The 16,690-nt window shown below is 30.5% G+C and carries 12 protein-coding genes; 2 read left to right on the top strand and 10 right to left on the bottom strand.

The window, feature by feature from the left end; genetic code table 11:
- Positions 1 to 16: 16 nt before the first annotated feature.
- The 9 genes from HLB29_RS01185 to HLB29_RS01145 form a co-directional block, all read right to left on the bottom strand.
- On the bottom strand, positions 17 to 1,390 hold the full coding sequence (locus HLB29_RS01185; RefSeq protein ID WP_185623332.1) for a cobyrinate a,c-diamide synthase: 1,374 nt from the start codon (positions 1,388 to 1,390) through the stop codon (positions 17 to 19).
- Between the two features lie 12 nt (positions 1,391 to 1,402).
- A complete protein-coding gene (locus HLB29_RS01180) occupies positions 1,403 to 2,254 on the bottom strand; it encodes a cobyric acid synthase (RefSeq protein WP_185623331.1) in 852 nt (283 codons plus the stop codon).
- Positions 2,255 to 2,896, bottom strand: coding sequence for a histidine phosphatase family protein (locus HLB29_RS01175; protein ID WP_185623330.1), 642 nt, complete (start codon positions 2,894 to 2,896; stop codon positions 2,255 to 2,257). It abuts the gene before it with no gap.
- A 39-nt stretch (positions 2,897 to 2,935) separates the two neighbouring features.
- Entirely contained in the window at positions 2,936 to 3,709 is a 774-nt protein-coding gene (cobS, locus tag HLB29_RS01170) for an adenosylcobinamide-GDP ribazoletransferase (protein ID WP_185623329.1), read from the bottom strand.
- A 27-nt stretch (positions 3,710 to 3,736) separates the two neighbouring features.
- Positions 3,737 to 4,411: a bifunctional adenosylcobinamide kinase/adenosylcobinamide-phosphate guanylyltransferase gene (locus HLB29_RS01165; protein WP_185623328.1), complete on the bottom strand. Its 675-nt coding sequence runs from the start codon at positions 4,409 to 4,411 to the stop codon at positions 3,737 to 3,739.
- A 12-nt stretch (positions 4,412 to 4,423) separates the two neighbouring features.
- Positions 4,424 to 5,485 carry a nicotinate-nucleotide--dimethylbenzimidazole phosphoribosyltransferase gene (cobT, locus tag HLB29_RS01160; RefSeq protein ID WP_185623327.1) on the bottom strand — a complete coding sequence of 354 codons (1,062 nt, stop codon included), beginning with the start codon at positions 5,483 to 5,485 and terminating at the stop codon, positions 4,424 to 4,426.
- 95 nt (positions 5,486 to 5,580) lie between these two features.
- A complete protein-coding gene (locus tag HLB29_RS01155) occupies positions 5,581 to 6,723 on the bottom strand; it encodes a S41 family peptidase (RefSeq protein WP_185623326.1) in 1,143 nt (380 codons plus the stop codon).
- A gap of 141 nt (positions 6,724 to 6,864) precedes the next feature.
- A complete protein-coding gene (locus tag HLB29_RS01150; RefSeq protein ID WP_185623325.1) occupies positions 6,865 to 7,809 on the bottom strand; it encodes a transketolase family protein in 945 nt (314 codons plus the stop codon).
- Between the two features lie 9 nt (positions 7,810 to 7,818).
- Entirely contained in the window at positions 7,819 to 8,631 is an 813-nt protein-coding gene (locus tag HLB29_RS01145; RefSeq protein WP_185623324.1) for a transketolase, read from the bottom strand.
- 235 nt (positions 8,632 to 8,866) lie between these two features.
- Between HLB29_RS01145 and acpS the strand changes: the two genes are divergently transcribed.
- Both acpS and HLB29_RS01135 read left to right on the top strand, forming a co-directional pair.
- The gene (gene acpS, locus HLB29_RS01140) at positions 8,867 to 9,241 is read left to right on the top strand and encodes a holo-ACP synthase (protein ID WP_185623323.1); all 375 of its coding nucleotides are present in this window, start codon (positions 8,867 to 8,869) and stop codon (positions 9,239 to 9,241) included.
- A 104-nt stretch (positions 9,242 to 9,345) separates the two neighbouring features.
- On the top strand, positions 9,346 to 10,533 hold the full coding sequence (locus tag HLB29_RS01135) for a CaiB/BaiF CoA transferase family protein (RefSeq protein WP_185623322.1): 1,188 nt from the start codon (positions 9,346 to 9,348) through the stop codon (positions 10,531 to 10,533).
- Between the two features lie 247 nt (positions 10,534 to 10,780).
- Here HLB29_RS01135 and HLB29_RS01130 read toward each other — a convergent pair whose 3' ends face one another.
- Positions 10,781 to 16,600, bottom strand: a complete 5,820-nt coding sequence (locus HLB29_RS01130; protein WP_185623321.1) for a cell wall-binding repeat-containing protein — start codon at positions 16,598 to 16,600, stop codon at positions 10,781 to 10,783.
- Between the last annotated feature and the right edge of the window lie 90 nt (positions 16,601 to 16,690).

Here is a 16,690-nt window from a genome sequence, read left to right as displayed (position 1 = left end):
TATCTCCTTGCCAGTTTTATTTTACATTACTTAATAAATAGCATACAATACTCAAATTATTATAAAAATGTATATGTTGATAAGTAGCTAAGGTATTATTCACATAATATCCACCTTCCCACTCATCTATCACCTTATCATTGTCAATTTTTTTAAATGTAAAAGCAGTATCCGTATCAGAATGAAATACTGAATGATGAAACTCATGACCGCAAATTTCTTGTCCTTTGTAAGAGATTAGATTATCATTTTTAGAAACGGCTACACAGTATCCAAATCTTTTAAGACTGTCAGTCATTTGGCTATACCCACTTAATGCCCCTACCATTTCATATTTATTACCATGTATATCTACAAGATATTCACCCAGATACATTAAACCTCCACATTCTGCATAAATCGGAATTTTTTTGTCATGGGCTTTTTTAATGCTCTTTCTCATTTCTATATTATTTTCTAATTCTTTTGCAAATACTTCTGGAAAGCCTCCACCAAAATATATCAAATCGGCTTCAGGTAATTTTTTATCTTCTAATGGCGAAAATCTTATAATCTCTACACCTATTTTCTCCAGTAAATCTATATTATCGCTATAGTAAAAATTAAAGGCTTTATCATATGCCATAGCTATTTTTTTACCTCTTCCAAGTTCAATAACCTCAGGATCTTCTATAAACATATTCAATTCAAAAGAAGAATTTATCATTTCACTTTCTGATAATTCTATTATCCTATCTATATCTACATATGATTCCATCATATCTGCCAATCTTTCTATCCTTGTTTCCAAATCATTCACTTCATCATTTGGCAATAATCCTAAATGTCGTGAAGGTAACTCAATATCCTTATTGTTGGGAAGATATCCCAAAACTTCTATGGCACAATACTTTTCAATAGACTCCTTTAGTATTTTATAATGTCTTTCAGAATTTACGTTATTTACTATTACACCTACTATATCGACATCCTTATCAAGTAATTTGTATCCCAATACCATCGCCGCAGCTGATGCCCCCATAGATTTACCATCAATTACCAAAATAACAGGGGCTTTCAATATTTTGGAAATACTCGATGTGGAACATTTATTAATACTCGTTCCTACGCCATCATACAGACCCATGACACCTTCTATTAAGGATATATCTTTGTTCATTGAGGCATTTTTAAATACAAACTTTATTTGTTCGTCATCAAGCATATACGAATCTAAATTCTTAGAATATTCACCTGTAATAAACCTATGATACATAGGATCAATATAATCCGGTCCAACTTTAAATGGCTGAACTAATTTTCCTCTTCTTATTAAAATTTTCATAAGACCTAGACTTATAGAGGTCTTTCCAACGCCACTTTTAGAACCAGCTATTACGATTTTTTTCATAATTACTTACTCCTAACTACCATTAAATATAATGCTATATAATTTCTCAATATTTATATTTTTTCTCAGATGTTGCTCAAGTTTATCAAATTCTCTTTCCTTTTCCTCTTGAGAACTGAAAAATGAACTCAAATCTTTTCCGCCAGCTCCATCTTCTTCTTCAAGGTTTATATCCATAAATGGAATAACCCCTAAAACAGGAATTTTCACGATATCTTCAAGCATTTTCACACCATCTTCAAAATATTTTTTATTACCTCTAAATTTATTTATTATAATACCCTTTACTTTTTTACTGTCTTTTCCAAGTAAAAATAACGTACCTACGATTGATGCGAATACACCTCCCCTATCAATATCCGCAATCAAAATCACAGGAGAACCCGAAATTTTTGCCATTTCCATATTAGATAAGTCTAAACTATTCATATTTATTTCAGCCGGACTACCAGCACCTTCAATAACAACAATCTCATTTTCTTTCTCAATTTTTTCAAATATTTCCCTAAGTTTTGGTACTAAACTTGGTTTATAATCTCTATATTCCTCGGAGGACATTTTACCAACTGATTCACCATTCACTATTACTTCAGATATATGATTTCCACATGGTTTTAACAAAATCGGATTCATATATGAAAATGCCTCTTTATTACATGCTTGAGCTTGCAATACCTGTGCCACTCCCATTTCCTTGCCATTTGAGTCCTTCTTTGATTGAATCGACATATTTTGAGACTTAAAAGGAATCACATTATATCCATCATTTGTCAATATTCTGCAAACTCCAATCGCTATTGTACTTTTACCCACATTGGACGCTGTTCCCTGAAACATTATCTTACCTTTTTTCTTATACTCCATCTACTTTTCCTTCTTAGGATATGTTCTTATCAATGACCTGTCATACGGAATATAGCCCATACCAGTCAAAGCTGGAAATTCGTTGAAAAATTCAATTTTTGTAACTGTAGCATTATGTACATTAAAATTCCAATGTAATTTATAGCTACCAACCAAAAGGTGGGAAAGTAAATTTCTAATAGTTCCCATATGAGCACATATCATTATATTATCCATATCTTTACTTTCTTTCATAATATCGTTAAGAGCTTTTATATTTCTTATATAAAAATCCTCTATATTTTCTCCCTCTGGAAATCTATATAAAAAATCACTTCTTAACATCTCCGAAGATTCTTTTGGGAATTTTTTCTTTATTTCCTCCAAACTATACCCATCAAAAATACCAAAATTCATTTCTTTTAAGCCATCCAGTTTTACTATTTCCTGATTTTTAATTTTTGCATAATCATCTATAGTCTGTGCAGTCCTTTTTAATGTAGAAGCATATACTCTGTCTACATCTATATCTTTTATATAATCTGTCAGACCTTCGACTTGTTTCCTGCCAACTTCACTCAAATCACAGTCACTAAATCCTGAATATCTATAATTTTCATTATCTACAGTATGACCGTGTCTAATTAAATATAATGACTTCATTTTGTACCTCAATTCTTTATACTTTTCTAATTTTTTCTACTATCCAATAATAATTATAATATATATTAAAAATATAAGCTCTGCTAATTCTATTCCACATCCAAGTACATCACCTGTAAGCCCATCAATTTTTTTATATATTAAGTATTCAAATATACCAGCAAATACATACAAAAGAGGTATACTTGCCAATGTAAATATAGATATCATAATATTTGCTGTAAAAACTAAGGACACAATCATTGCTACAAGTCCACAGATTGAACTTGTTGCGACCAGCGTACCTATATCACATTTGCCTATAAACATGTTACCCATTCCCGAACTTCTGGCGGGAATAGTTTTATATGAAAGAACAACACAAACATACCTTCCTAATATTGGCATTAAAAAAATCGGCCATATATTCTTGCTTCCCAGTAATAAAAATATTGCTAATACTTTAAACAATATTAGAAATATCACTGCTAATAAACCATTTGTTCCCAGCCTGGGATCTTTCATTATTCTTAAAATTTCATCTTTATTTCTATAACTAAGCATTCCGTCAAATGTATCTCCAAAACCATCTATATGAAGACCACCCGTCAAAACTACTTCTGTAAATACTACTAATGTGGCTATTATTATATTTGAATACTGTACATTTATCAGCTTTGATAAAATCAAACCAACAATCGTCATCAACAACCCTATAATAGCTCCTACTAACGGAAAATAAATTAATCCACTTCCCATATTTCTTTCATAAGAAATGTTTTTATCAATTGTTATTCTTGTCAAAAATTGTAAAATATTTATAAATTTTTTCATTCGTTCCCCCCCTTCTAGTTCAAAGTATTATTTTATCTTCATAGGTATACCGGAAACTACAAGGTATACATCATCTGATATTTCTGCTAAAATCTGGTTTATTTCTCCTGCTACCTCATTAAAAAACCTAGATAATTTATTAGATGGCAACACTCCCATGCCAATTTCATTTGTAACAAGTATAAAATCAGATTTTTTAGACTTTATAGATTTAGTAAACTTTTCTACTTCTGTTAAAATTTCTTTTCTTTTTTCATTTCTATTTTCGGTATTGCCTGCATCAAAATTCACATCATCTTGAAACATTAAATTGGAAATCATCATAGTAATACAGTCTATCAGGACTATTTCATAATCGAATTTTTTGGAATAAAAAAGTTTATCCAGATTTTCATATTCCTCTATTGTATCCCATCCTTTATTTTTCCTACGTTCAATATGCTTTTCTTTTTTTGATTTTAATTCTTCATCAAAAGGTATACCTGTAGCAATATATACTACATTTGACCTATTAGCCTTTAATAATCTATCATCTATATATTCTCCATAGCTGTAATTATTACGAATATCACAACATATATTATCCTTTTTTGAAAGTCTGTCTTTAAAATTTAAAGGTTTTTCCAGTTGTTCACAAATTTTTTCGGCAAATTCACTTTTTCCCGAACTGGCGCCACCTGTTATTAGTATTATTTTTCCCATAATGTTAAACCTTTAAAATTTCATGTATTTTCCTATGGGTTCTTCACTAAGTTTACCCATATTATTATATGCAAATATTGCAGAATCTATTATTCCCATTGCCAAAGCTGCACCGCTTCCTTCTCCTAGTCTCATATTCATATTCAACATTGGTTCAAGTTTAAGCATGTCCAAAGCCGTCTTAGAACCGGTTTCTCCAGACAGATGAGATACTATCAAATAATCTTTACTTTTAGGATTTATTCTATATGCAATCAACGCCGCAGCATATGAAATAAAACCGTCTATTACAACTGGTATTCTATTAGCTGCACATCCTAATATAACCCCTACCATTCCACCTATTTCAAATCCACCAACTTTTGACAAAACTTCTATTCCATCAGTTGGATTAGGGTTATTTATTTCAATAGATTTTCTTATAATCTCTGCTTTATGTCTTACTTTTTCTTCATCAAGACAAGCTCCTGAATCAGTAATTTCTATTGGATCTTTACCACTCATTACAGATACTATCGCAGTAGCTGGAGTTGTATTTCCTATTCCCATTTCTCCTATTCCGATTATTTTATAGCCATCGACAATACATTTTTCAGAAACTTCTATCCCTACTTCAATAGATCTTACAGCCTCATCAACACTCATAGCAGGCCCCTTTGACATATTACTAGTTCCTTCTCTTATCTTATAATCAAGCACTCCATAAAGTCCGTCTTTCCCTTTCATTCCTATATCTACCGGAATAATATCTGTATTATTGCACTTTGCAATAGCTCCTACTGCACATTTTCCATTTGCAAAATTTTCAAATTGTAATCTGGTGATATTCTGCTCTTGAGGAGAAATACCCTCTTCAAATACACCATGATCACCGGCAAATGCTATGATACATTTCTTTGGTCTATCTTCAATATTATAGTTACAATATACTCCAGACATCATAATTACCAGATCTTCTAATCTGCCAAGCGTACTAGGTGGATGTATTAAATTATCCCATTTATTTCTAGATAATCTCATACTTCTATCATCCAGTGAATATATATTCCTGGATATACTTATCAAAAGATTCATTTTCTTTCCCCCTATAAATTACGTATATTTATATATAACCTTCCGAGTTTTCAAAACAACAGAAGGTTATAATACTTTGCTTTTTTATTACCATTTTAAATTTTCGTCTTCAAATATTCTATTGCTCTCGGCAACTGTTCCTTTGGATTTTTTACTTCTATCGTTGGCTTAATACCTTTTTTGTTGATATAATGGCCCTTTGGTGTAAAGTATTGAGAAGTCGTAAGCTTGTAACCACTGCCATCTCTTAACTGTATTACAGACTGTACTAACCCCTTTCCGTAAGTTGTAGTTCCAACAGATATACCAGCACCATTGTCTATCAATGCACCTGTAAGAATTTCAGATGCAGATGCCGAATTTTTGTTAGTTAAAATAGCAATAGGAATATCTACCTTTTGCTTGTCATCGCTCTTTTTAATATATTTTTTCCCCTTATTATCTTTAGTATATACTATCACTGCATTTCCAAGTAATCTGTCGGATATCTTTTGCACGACATCAAAATATCCACCACCATTATCCCTAACATCAATAATAAGTCCTTTTATATTCTCACTTTCCAGTTTATCTATGGCTTTCATAAAACTCTTATCAGTATCTTCATCAAATGCTATTATTCTAATATAACCAATATCATTCTCAAGTTTCTTTTCTACAATAGACTCAAGTGTTATTTCCTTTCTAGTTATGACTTTGCTAAAAGTTTTATTATCTCTAGAAAAAAGTATATCTACACTTGTACCTTCATCCCCTCTCATATTCTTTACAGCTATATCCATTTCCTGATATGAATACTTTTTACCATTTACTTCAATTATCAAATCTCCTGATTTTATTCCTGCAGCTTTAGCAGGTCCATTTTCAATTACCTGTTCAACCTTTATAGCACCACTTTTCTTATCCGGTGATACTACTATTCCTATACCTTTATATTTCCCAGAAGACACCTCTAACAACTGATTCATCTCATCCTTTGTATAGTAAGAAGAGTATTCATCATCTAAACCAGCAAATAAGCCCTTATAAAGAGACACTGAAAGTTTTTCATCATTAGGTTTTTTATAAAAACCGTCTTCTATTGCTTCATTTAACATCATCAGCTTTTTATACTTTTTATAGTCTTTATATGGTATTATTCTAGCAAATCCTATACTTGTAACAACAAAAGTCGTAATTATAGCAGTTATTACTACAAGCAGAATAGCCCCAAAAATTATTTTTTTCTTATCTTTCATTCTATTATTCCTTTACTATCTACTTATTACAAAACCATTTTCATTCATTATTTCATCACTTCAATTTTTAAACCAAATGTTTTATTATCTCAAAACTTTATTTATTACTAACTGCACTAATTAGTTTATATCAATTAATTTTTATTCATAGTTTTCATTCATTAGTTCAAGTGCTGTATCCACTATATTATTGTGAGTAAGACCGAAATGTTCATAAAGTTCTTCTGTACTACCGGAAACTCCAAATTTATCACAAACACCTATTTTTCTGACTATAGCAGGATTATTTTCACACACAACTTCAGAAACAGCAGAACCTAACCCACCTATTATGCTGTGATCTTCAACTGTAATAATGATTTCTGTCTCCTTAGCACATTTTACTATCATTTCAGTATCAATAGGTTTAATAGTAGACATATTTATAACTCTTGCAAGTATTCCCTTTTCCCTCAATATCTCAGCTGCTTTAATAGCTTCCCATACCATTGGACCACAGGCTATTATAGTCAGATCATCACCTTCACTAAATTGCTTAGCTTTTCCAAACTCAAATATATAATCCTCTTCTAAATTGATATTTTCTAAATCATCTCTAACAAGTCTCAAATACATAGGACCATTATTTTCAGACATATATTTCAGCATTTGTCTTGTTTCTTCAGCATCTGATGGGACCATTATACTCATATTGGGCAAAGCTCTCATAATAGCAATATCCTCTATGCTCTGATGTGTTCCACCATCCTCACCTGTCATAAGACCTGCATGAGTTGCACAAAGCTTTACATTTAATTTAGCGATACAAACCATATTTCTAATTATCTCAAATGCTCTTCCAGTCTCAAATACAGAAAAAGAGCTGGCAAAAACCGTCATACCCGCTGAGGCCAAACCTGCAGAAACTCCTATTAAATTTTGTTCCGCAATTCCTACATTCACAAACCTTCCCGGAAAAGTTTTTTTAAAATAATCCGTTTTGGTAGAAACTGATAAATCAGCATCAACGACGACAACTTTTTCATCTATTCTTCCAATTTCTACAAGAGACTTTCCAAAAGCCTCCCTTATTGACTCCTTGTCCATATCCTACTCCTATCTCAATTCGTCCATAGCAATTTTATAATCTTCTTTATTTATAATATTACTATGCCACTCACATTTATTTTCCATAAAAGAAACACCTTTGCCTTTTATTGTATTTGCAATTACTAATACAGGTTTAGAATCCACCTTGTCAAAAATATTAAATGCACCAAATATCTGATCAAAATCATGTCCATCTATTTCTATTACATACCATCCAAAAGATGTGAACTTCTTAGTAATCGAACCGAGACTCATTACGTCGTCAGTACTTCCGTTTATTTGTAGTCCATTCATATCAATAATCGCCATTAAATTATCCAATTTGTACTGGTTGGCAAACATAGCTGCCTCCCACACCATCCCTTCCTGAAGTTCTCCATCACCTAAAAGAGCATAAACATTATAATTTACATTTTCTATTTTAGAAGCCAATGCCATGCCGCAAGCTGCCGATAATCCCATGCCAAGAGATCCTGTGGATATATCTATACCATTTACTCTCAACATATCTGGACTCCCTTGAAGAGTTCCGTTGAATTTTCTAAATGAAGCCAATTCCTCTTCAATTAAAAAACCTCTCTCATACAAAGCACCATAAATAGCTGGAGAAGAATGCCCTTTTGACATTACAAATCTATCCCTATCTTTTTTCATTGGATCCTCAGTATCTATATTCATTCTTCCAAAGTATAATGCCGTTATAATATCAACACAGGATAAAGCCCCTCCCGGATGACCGGACTTAGCATTATAAATCATCTCTATTACACTTCTACGTATATTTTTAGCTTTCAATGAAAGATGTTCATAATCTATCATATCATTTATATTCCTTTCTGTTTAATTGACATCATTATTAATTATACCATAAACAAATACCTATGTTAATATATGCTAAATTTATATCTATATTATATAAAAACATACTTTAAAATATAAAAATAACTGTTGAATATGTTATTATTAAATGCAAATATTTAATATTTTCTATGATATAATATACAACATAATAATATTTATTTTAAATTCTAGTTAGTAAAATGAGGAAATTAGTATGGAAATATACGGTATAGGAACGGACATAATAGAAATAGACAGAATAAAACAATCACTAAACAGAAATTTAAAGCTCCTTGATAAGCTTTTTTCAAAAAATGAATTAGAGGAACTAAAGAAAAAAAACTATAAATCAGAGTCAATAGCAGGAAACTTTGCCGCAAAAGAAGCCGTAGTTAAATCAGTTGGAACGGGTCTAAGAGGATTTAATGTAAAAGATATTGAAATACTTAGAGATAATCTTAACAAACCTGTTGTTGTGGCCTCTGGAAATTTTAAAATTTTTTTGGATGAAAATAATATAAAAGATATAAAAGTAAGCATATCCCATTCTAAAAGCTATGCAACTGCAACTGCAATTGCTATAAAATAATTTTTATATTAATTTGATACAACCAATTTTTAATTTGGCATTACTTTTTCCCATATTATGATATATAATTAAATTAATTAAAAAAATATCAATAGGAGGCTATCATGAAAGGTAATACTGCACTATCAAACTTAAAAATTTTGGACTTTACAACACTCCTTCCCGGACCTTACGCTACTTTAATGCTTGCAGATATGGGAGCAGAAGTACTAAAAGTCAGCTCAAAATCAAAGTTAGATTTGGTATATGAAATGGGAGCATTTGACGAAGAACTTCAATTAAGCGCCAATCAACTTTGGCTTAACAGAAACAAGAAAACAATTTCCCTTAATCTGAAATCTCAAAAGGGTATTGAGATAATAAAGGAACTAATCAAAGAATATGATATTGTATTTGAACAGTTCAGACCGGGCGTAATGGAAAAATTGGGGCTTAGCTATGAAGAACTTTCCAAAGTAAATCCTAAATTAATCTATTGCTCTATTTCCTCATATGGAAATTCAGGACCACTTATGAATCTAGCTGGGCATGATAACAATTTTCTTGCAAAAAGTGGACTTTTATCTCTCGCCGGAAGAAAATCAACCGGCCCTTCACTTATGAGTACGCAAATTGGAGATATTGCAGGTGGTGCATTGCACTCAATAATAGGTGTTTTAGCAGCCGTAAATTATAGAAATATAACCGGAAAAGGTCAATATGTGGATATATCTATGCTAGATACCATTATACCTATGAATACTTTTGAGGGTATATCATATCTAATGTCAGGTGAATTAAAGGAGAGAGAAAGTTTTGAACTTAACGGAAAAGGAATATATGATATATACCAAACTTCAGATAATGAATATATAACAATAGGCTCCTTAGAACCAAAATTCCTGAAAAAATTATCTGATGCTGTAAAACTTCCTGAACTAGCTGAAAAAGGTTCCACACCTAACGATGGTGGTATTTTAAAAACAAAACTAATTGAAATTATAAAATCAAAGCCACTGTCTCACTGGAATGAGATCTTTGGAAACCTGGATGCCTGCATTGAACCAGTTCTTAATTTTAAACAGTCATTTGATCAAGATCCTCAAATAAAAGCCCGTGAAATGATAGTTGATGTAGATGCCGGTAAAAAGACGGTAAGACAATTTGCCATGCCAATAAAATTTTCTGAATCTGATGTAATTTATGAGTTTGCAGGAAGAGAGATTGGATATGACACGTATGATATAATGAAAAAACTTGGATATAACGAAGAAGAAATATCCGAATTTGAGTCCCAAGATGTTTTCAAGTAGATTAAGTATATTAAATTAATAAGATTATAAAAAGCTGTACTCTGCCAAATATTAGCAAAATACAGCTTTTTTATTTTTAAAATTATCTCTAATTGATCTTATATAAATTTTGCCACTATCACATAAGCCATAACCTCTGTAGATTCCTATATATTTGCTGAAAATACTTTTCCATTTATATAATCAGCATTTGCTACTTTGAGTATTATATAATCGAGACAGTTTAATATATGTTTATAAGATTTATTTACCTTACAGAATCCCTTCCACCAAGAATAATAACATTATTTGCTGATTCAAGAGCAGTTTTCACATCATCAGTTATTTGATTTTTTTTAACTAATAATATAGAAGCATCATTTTTTGCTGCATATACTGCTCCAGTTAGACAATCAACATAATTTATTCCACTAGCTATAAATATATTTTTACTGTCTTTTAAATATTTATTTCTGATTTGAACCGATGTATCAAACCTATCTCTTCCACCTACTCTTTTTGCATTCAAGTCTCTTTGTAGACTTTCAGATATGCTTGCTGTTCCTCCTATTACAGTTCTGTCTTTATATTTTTTAACTTTATCCATTATATCATTATCTATTTTTATACCATTTGTTAAAAGTATTGGCATATTTCTTTTAGCACTTATTGGAGAAATGGCAACAGAATCTATTTCAGTTCTTCCATTTACAATAAATATATTTTCTTTATTTTTTATATTTACTTGATCAAGTAATTTTTGTGAAGTTTTATATCTATCTTTTCCACTTATTCTAACCACATTATATCTCTTATCTTTAAACTTTCTAACAATAGTTTTTGATATACTTTTTTCTCCACCAACTATATATATATTCTTAGCACCTAGTCTATTAACCTCATTTTCTGTATCAATTGACAGTTTATTCGTATCTGTCAGAAGAATTGGAGCGTCTTTATCTTTTGCAAATAATGCTGAAGTTAAAGCGTCGGAATTTGATTTATCTGATACTATAACTACATTGTCAGCCTTTTTAAATGTTTTCTTAGATATCATTACAGCGGTTTGTATTCTTGTTTTTCCAGATACTCTTTCAACGGGTATTTTTAAGTTTCGAATTGTCTTTTCTACTGATATTTCATCATATTTATTTATATCTAGACTTTCATCAGCTGGGGATTGTGGTGACGGAACGAATCCAGGATTTGGAGATGGAGCCACACTATCATTAATAACTGTTACGCCTAGTCTAATCTCCGTTTTAAATCCATTATTATCTGACAATTCTATTTCAAGTATTTGTTCTCCAACCTTTTTCACTGGATTTTTTACAAATTTTTTATTAGGAGCATTTGTGTCTATTATATTATCTAAATTATCCAATTCACTTAATTTTATTTGACTTTTCTTTAATTTATAATTATATTTAATAAACTTAATTTTGTACTCTCTCTCAAAGTATTTATTATCCTTAGTAAATTTGGCTTTAAAAGTAACTTCTCCCGGATTTGATGCATCTATTTTATTCTTAATTATGACATTTGCACCATCAGATAAATCAAATAACTGAGAATATTTTGTAAGTGTTCCCATTGAAAACTCTGTTTGCTTTAATTCCCTATCTAAAAGTTTATCTAATTCTTGATTAATATCTTCTTCTACTATTTTCAATGTATATTCTTTTTCCTTTTTAACACCAAACTCATTCGAAAATTCTACCTTTATTTTAACGTTATGCTTTGTTTGATTACCATACTCTAATACCTTTGCTTTTATTCCATTATTGAGATTAAAGATATTATTTATATTTTTTATTTCATCTTTTGTAAACATCTCTTTCTTTAGTTCGGGAATAACTACAGATGAAATAGCACCATGTTCTTTTTCAACTTTCTTTTCTAGAAAAGTCTTATTTCCAGCAAGATCCATGGCAATAATAGCAATATTATAATTACCTTCCTTTCCAATAACATCATAATCTTTTAATTTTGTCCCCGGCCTGTACTCTTTTCCATTTACTGTCACTATTGTAGTTACGTTATATTCTTTATTATCATCTTCTATATTATCAGTTATATCGTAATTTAGTATTGAGTCCGAAGTCAATAAATTTTCATTTTTCAAATTTATAACAGGTTTTTCATCATCAATCTTCACTTTTAATTCAAATGTTTTTGAATTTCCTGACGAATCCTCTAATACTATATGCACAAATTCTCCATCAATAGCACTATAATCATATTTGAAATTTGTTCTATTATGTTCCGGTCCAAAATGTCCTTTTAAACCTGCTCTTTTTACTACATCACCATTTATTCTTACAACATATTTATCAAGATTATCTTGTACTATACCATAAACTGTACCTTGTTTAGAATTGGAGTATATTAGTCCATTTCTAGTAGTAGATGTTCCATCGCTTTCATCACTGTCATCTTCAACAGGTTCAAGAGATATATTATCGCCAAACTCTATACTTGGAGCATTGATGTCCATGTAAACTGTATATTTATTATCATAAACTACTTTATCACCATCATAAACCCTTATTTTAATATAATTGTCTCCTTCTTTTATTTTTATATACCCTTCATCTTCTTCTGCATTTAATTCTAATATATCAAGTGGTTTATATTGATCTTTTTCCTTATTAACCCAATTCCAATGAGTATTTGTATTTGTAATCACCGCCCTTTGATTTCCCGACAGGCTCATACCTACTTCATATTTTATATCATTTAAATTATCTGAATTGACAAGATTATGCTTTAAACCTATATCGTGATTTATAAAATGTCCATTAATAGACGTTATACTCCTTGGATCAAATGAGCTCTTTACTTCATTATCATCTGAAGTTTCTGAAGCTGAATCATTATCCTCTTCATCATTATCTTTTACATTATCTTCTTTTTCAAGTAAACTCCTATCATTTAAATCAGTTTCATTTGATATAGGATTTCCAGCATAATCCATCGCTTCTATTCTAAGTGTTTGCTTGGTAATCTCATCATTCGGAACATCTATTTCATACTTGTCCCTTCCAGAATTTCTCATATGAACAAATTTACCATTTATAGTTGCTCCGACATACTCTATACCTTCATTATCATGCAGGTGCACAGTAACCTTTTCTGAACTTTTGTCATATGTTGTAGTCATCGAAGGTTTAGTATTATCTACTTTGATAGGCATATATACACATTCCCAAGGATCTCTTTCGGATTTTTTAGCTCTTATTCTATAATAGTATTGCCCTTCAGGTGCAGCTTTAAACCAACTTGATTCCCAACCGCCTCCACTTGATTTAGGGTTATATACTCCGCCATCCCATATAGCATTAGGATCTATATTTTTAAATATCTTTTGGTAAGATTCTCCAAATTCTTTAAAAGAATTATCCATATATTTCTCAGGATAATATCCTTTATTAATTACTCTTAAAGGTTTTATATTATCATCTTTTTTATCAACTATTGAAACATCAAATTGATTAGTTTCTCTTAAAAATACAATAGATGGCGCAACCTTTTTAACCTCTGTTATATAGTTTGGTCTACCATCCCTTATAGAATTTATATAATAAGTTGATGGGTCATCCACTCCATTTTTATCCTTTTTGCCAAGTTGTTCAAATATGAATTCACCCTTATGATCATCATATTTTAGATATTTTTGAAGGCGTGAAAGCTTTGTTATAGATTCACTTTCCCATTGAGGTTTATCAAGTATATTTTCTTCTGCCCATTTACCTTTGAATCCCATATACGGAATATTTAAAGTAGGTTGATCATTTTCTTTTGACACAAACCTTATATAACCTTCTACAAATTGATTTTTTGCTTCTCCTGTATTAAGAGTAAAACTTACATTAGTCGTTGAATGTGGTTGAATTACTATTGCACTAGGTCCATTAATTTTAGCTCCATTTATAACCGTTTCATGTGCTGTTCCAGATGTTATTTCCTGATAGTCATCTTTTATATGTCTAGGACTTGTTTTTTGAGTCATCACTTCAAGAGGTTCAATATCAAAACTTTTTTCTTTATCTGAAAAATTTATAAGTTTTAATGTGAATTTTTCAATTTGCTCTATTTCTTTTAGTGAAGCTGCGCCTTTATTTCCATCATATGTAATTAAAACATCTGTTTCTAAAGCTTTATCTAAATCAACTAATCCAGCACCTTGTCTTCTAGGAGAATAAGGAAGTATTTTTCCACTTTCTAATTTTCCATAATCTTGCAAAATATTGGCTGTGTTCATAAGCATAATTTTAGTCAAATCCGAAACATTAATTTTATTTATATTAGCATCCTTAATATTTCTAGTCTTACTTAATAATAAGGTAGAAATACCAGCAATATTTGGTGATGCCATTGATGTTCCACTCATAATCTTATATGTTCCACCATTTCCTGTTGAATAAATATTTTCTCCCGGAGCTACCATATCAGGCTTCATTTCTAAATCATAATTCGGACCCCAACTTGAAAATCCTGAAATTAAACTTGTATTTGCTATTTTTGTCTGTCTTGCAACAGGATCAAATTTAATTTTTAATTCTTTATTATTTTTTACTTTCTCTAAAAGCTTCATTCCATCATTATACGACATGCTAATTGCCCAACCCTTGTCAATAGAAAGATGTTCATTACCAATAATTGGTTGATCTTTATATTCCCCTCTACTGTAATCTGATAAGTAATTTAAAACAATTACTCCTCTTGCACCTTTATCAAGGAATCTATTCACTTTTTCTTTAATAGCTTCTCCACCTCTTAATAATACAACAACTTTACCTTCAACATCACTTTTTTGTAAAATTTCTTCATTCATCCCCCTTTTTGCAAATACAAATGAACTTGAAATTTCTTTATCCGGCAAATTCTTCCTATTTTTTTGAGGAACTATATTATCATTAAATCTACTTAAATTGCTATATGCGAAATTCATATCATTTATTTTTACACTTGGCAGTCTCAAGTAAGTATTTCTTGTACTTCCAACACCAATAACATTTCTATTTGCTGCTACTGAAACTGAGGAGGATGTATCTTTTCTTTCAAAAGCGACATCAGCTACCGAATCATATGACGATTCAGAATTTGATGCTGATCTATTTCCCATAGCAGCCACCACTACAACTCCTTTTTCATGGCATTTTCTAACTACACTTTCCCATACATCATCACTGCTACCACTACCAAAATCACCTATGCTCAAGCTTATAATGTCTGCACCTTTTGATATAGCATCTTCCATAGCATGATACTGAGCATCTTCCCCAATGTATTCAATTTCATGCGAATCAGCATCCGGTCCTTTTCTATCATATGTTATAACTTTGTATACCAAAAGTTGTGCATTTGGTGCAATCCCTTTAAAGCCGTCTTTATTAGGTGAATTTCCTGCAAGTATGCCTGCAATATGCATTCCATGTGGTTGTCCATCTATCCCCTTTAAATTTTCCTTTTCTGATTTAAAATAATTATACCCAAAAGGAACTTTATTGGTAAAAGGCGGTTTGATATCCTTTTCCTTTATCTTCATATCTTTTATAGCATCATCATCAATCCTCATATCAGGATGATTTATATCTACCCCTGAATCTATTGTAGCAATTAGCATTCCCCTGCCATCAAGACCATATTTATTAGAATATTTTGCTTTTGATTGAATCACTTTTGTAATTTCTCTTGAGTTAAACATTTGAGGAATTAATTTTTCACTTTTTTTAACTTTCTTAACTCCTTCAATTGAATTCAATTTTGAAATACTATCGCTCGGTATATCTATTGATACACCATTTAATAAATTATCATATGTGTAATGTATTTTGACTCCAGGTATTTTAGATATTTCATACTTTGCTTGATTTTCATTTTTCTCATCAAGTTCAATTATTACTCTGACTTTTTCATTTTTATTATTTTTAGCTTCCATCTTTACCTTAGATTTAAGATAATTTTCCAATATTGGATAACTTTCTTTATCTTCATGAGCAAAAGACATATAAGATAATGTCTGTACTATAGAGATTGCAATAATCATCAATAAAATACCACTTTTTTTAAATATATTCTTCATAATAAACCTCTTTATTAATATTTTTACCATTTCATAATTATTTTATTTCTTTTTATATTTCAAAAATCTAATGAACTATTAATGTGAAAA

Origin of the sequence: Peptostreptococcus canis, assembly GCF_014229965.1 — a bacterium.
GTDB lineage: Bacteria > Bacillota > Clostridia > Peptostreptococcales > Peptostreptococcaceae > Peptostreptococcus > Peptostreptococcus canis.
Note: the sequence above shows the minus strand (reverse complement) of the source record. Positions and strands in the feature narration are given on the sequence as shown.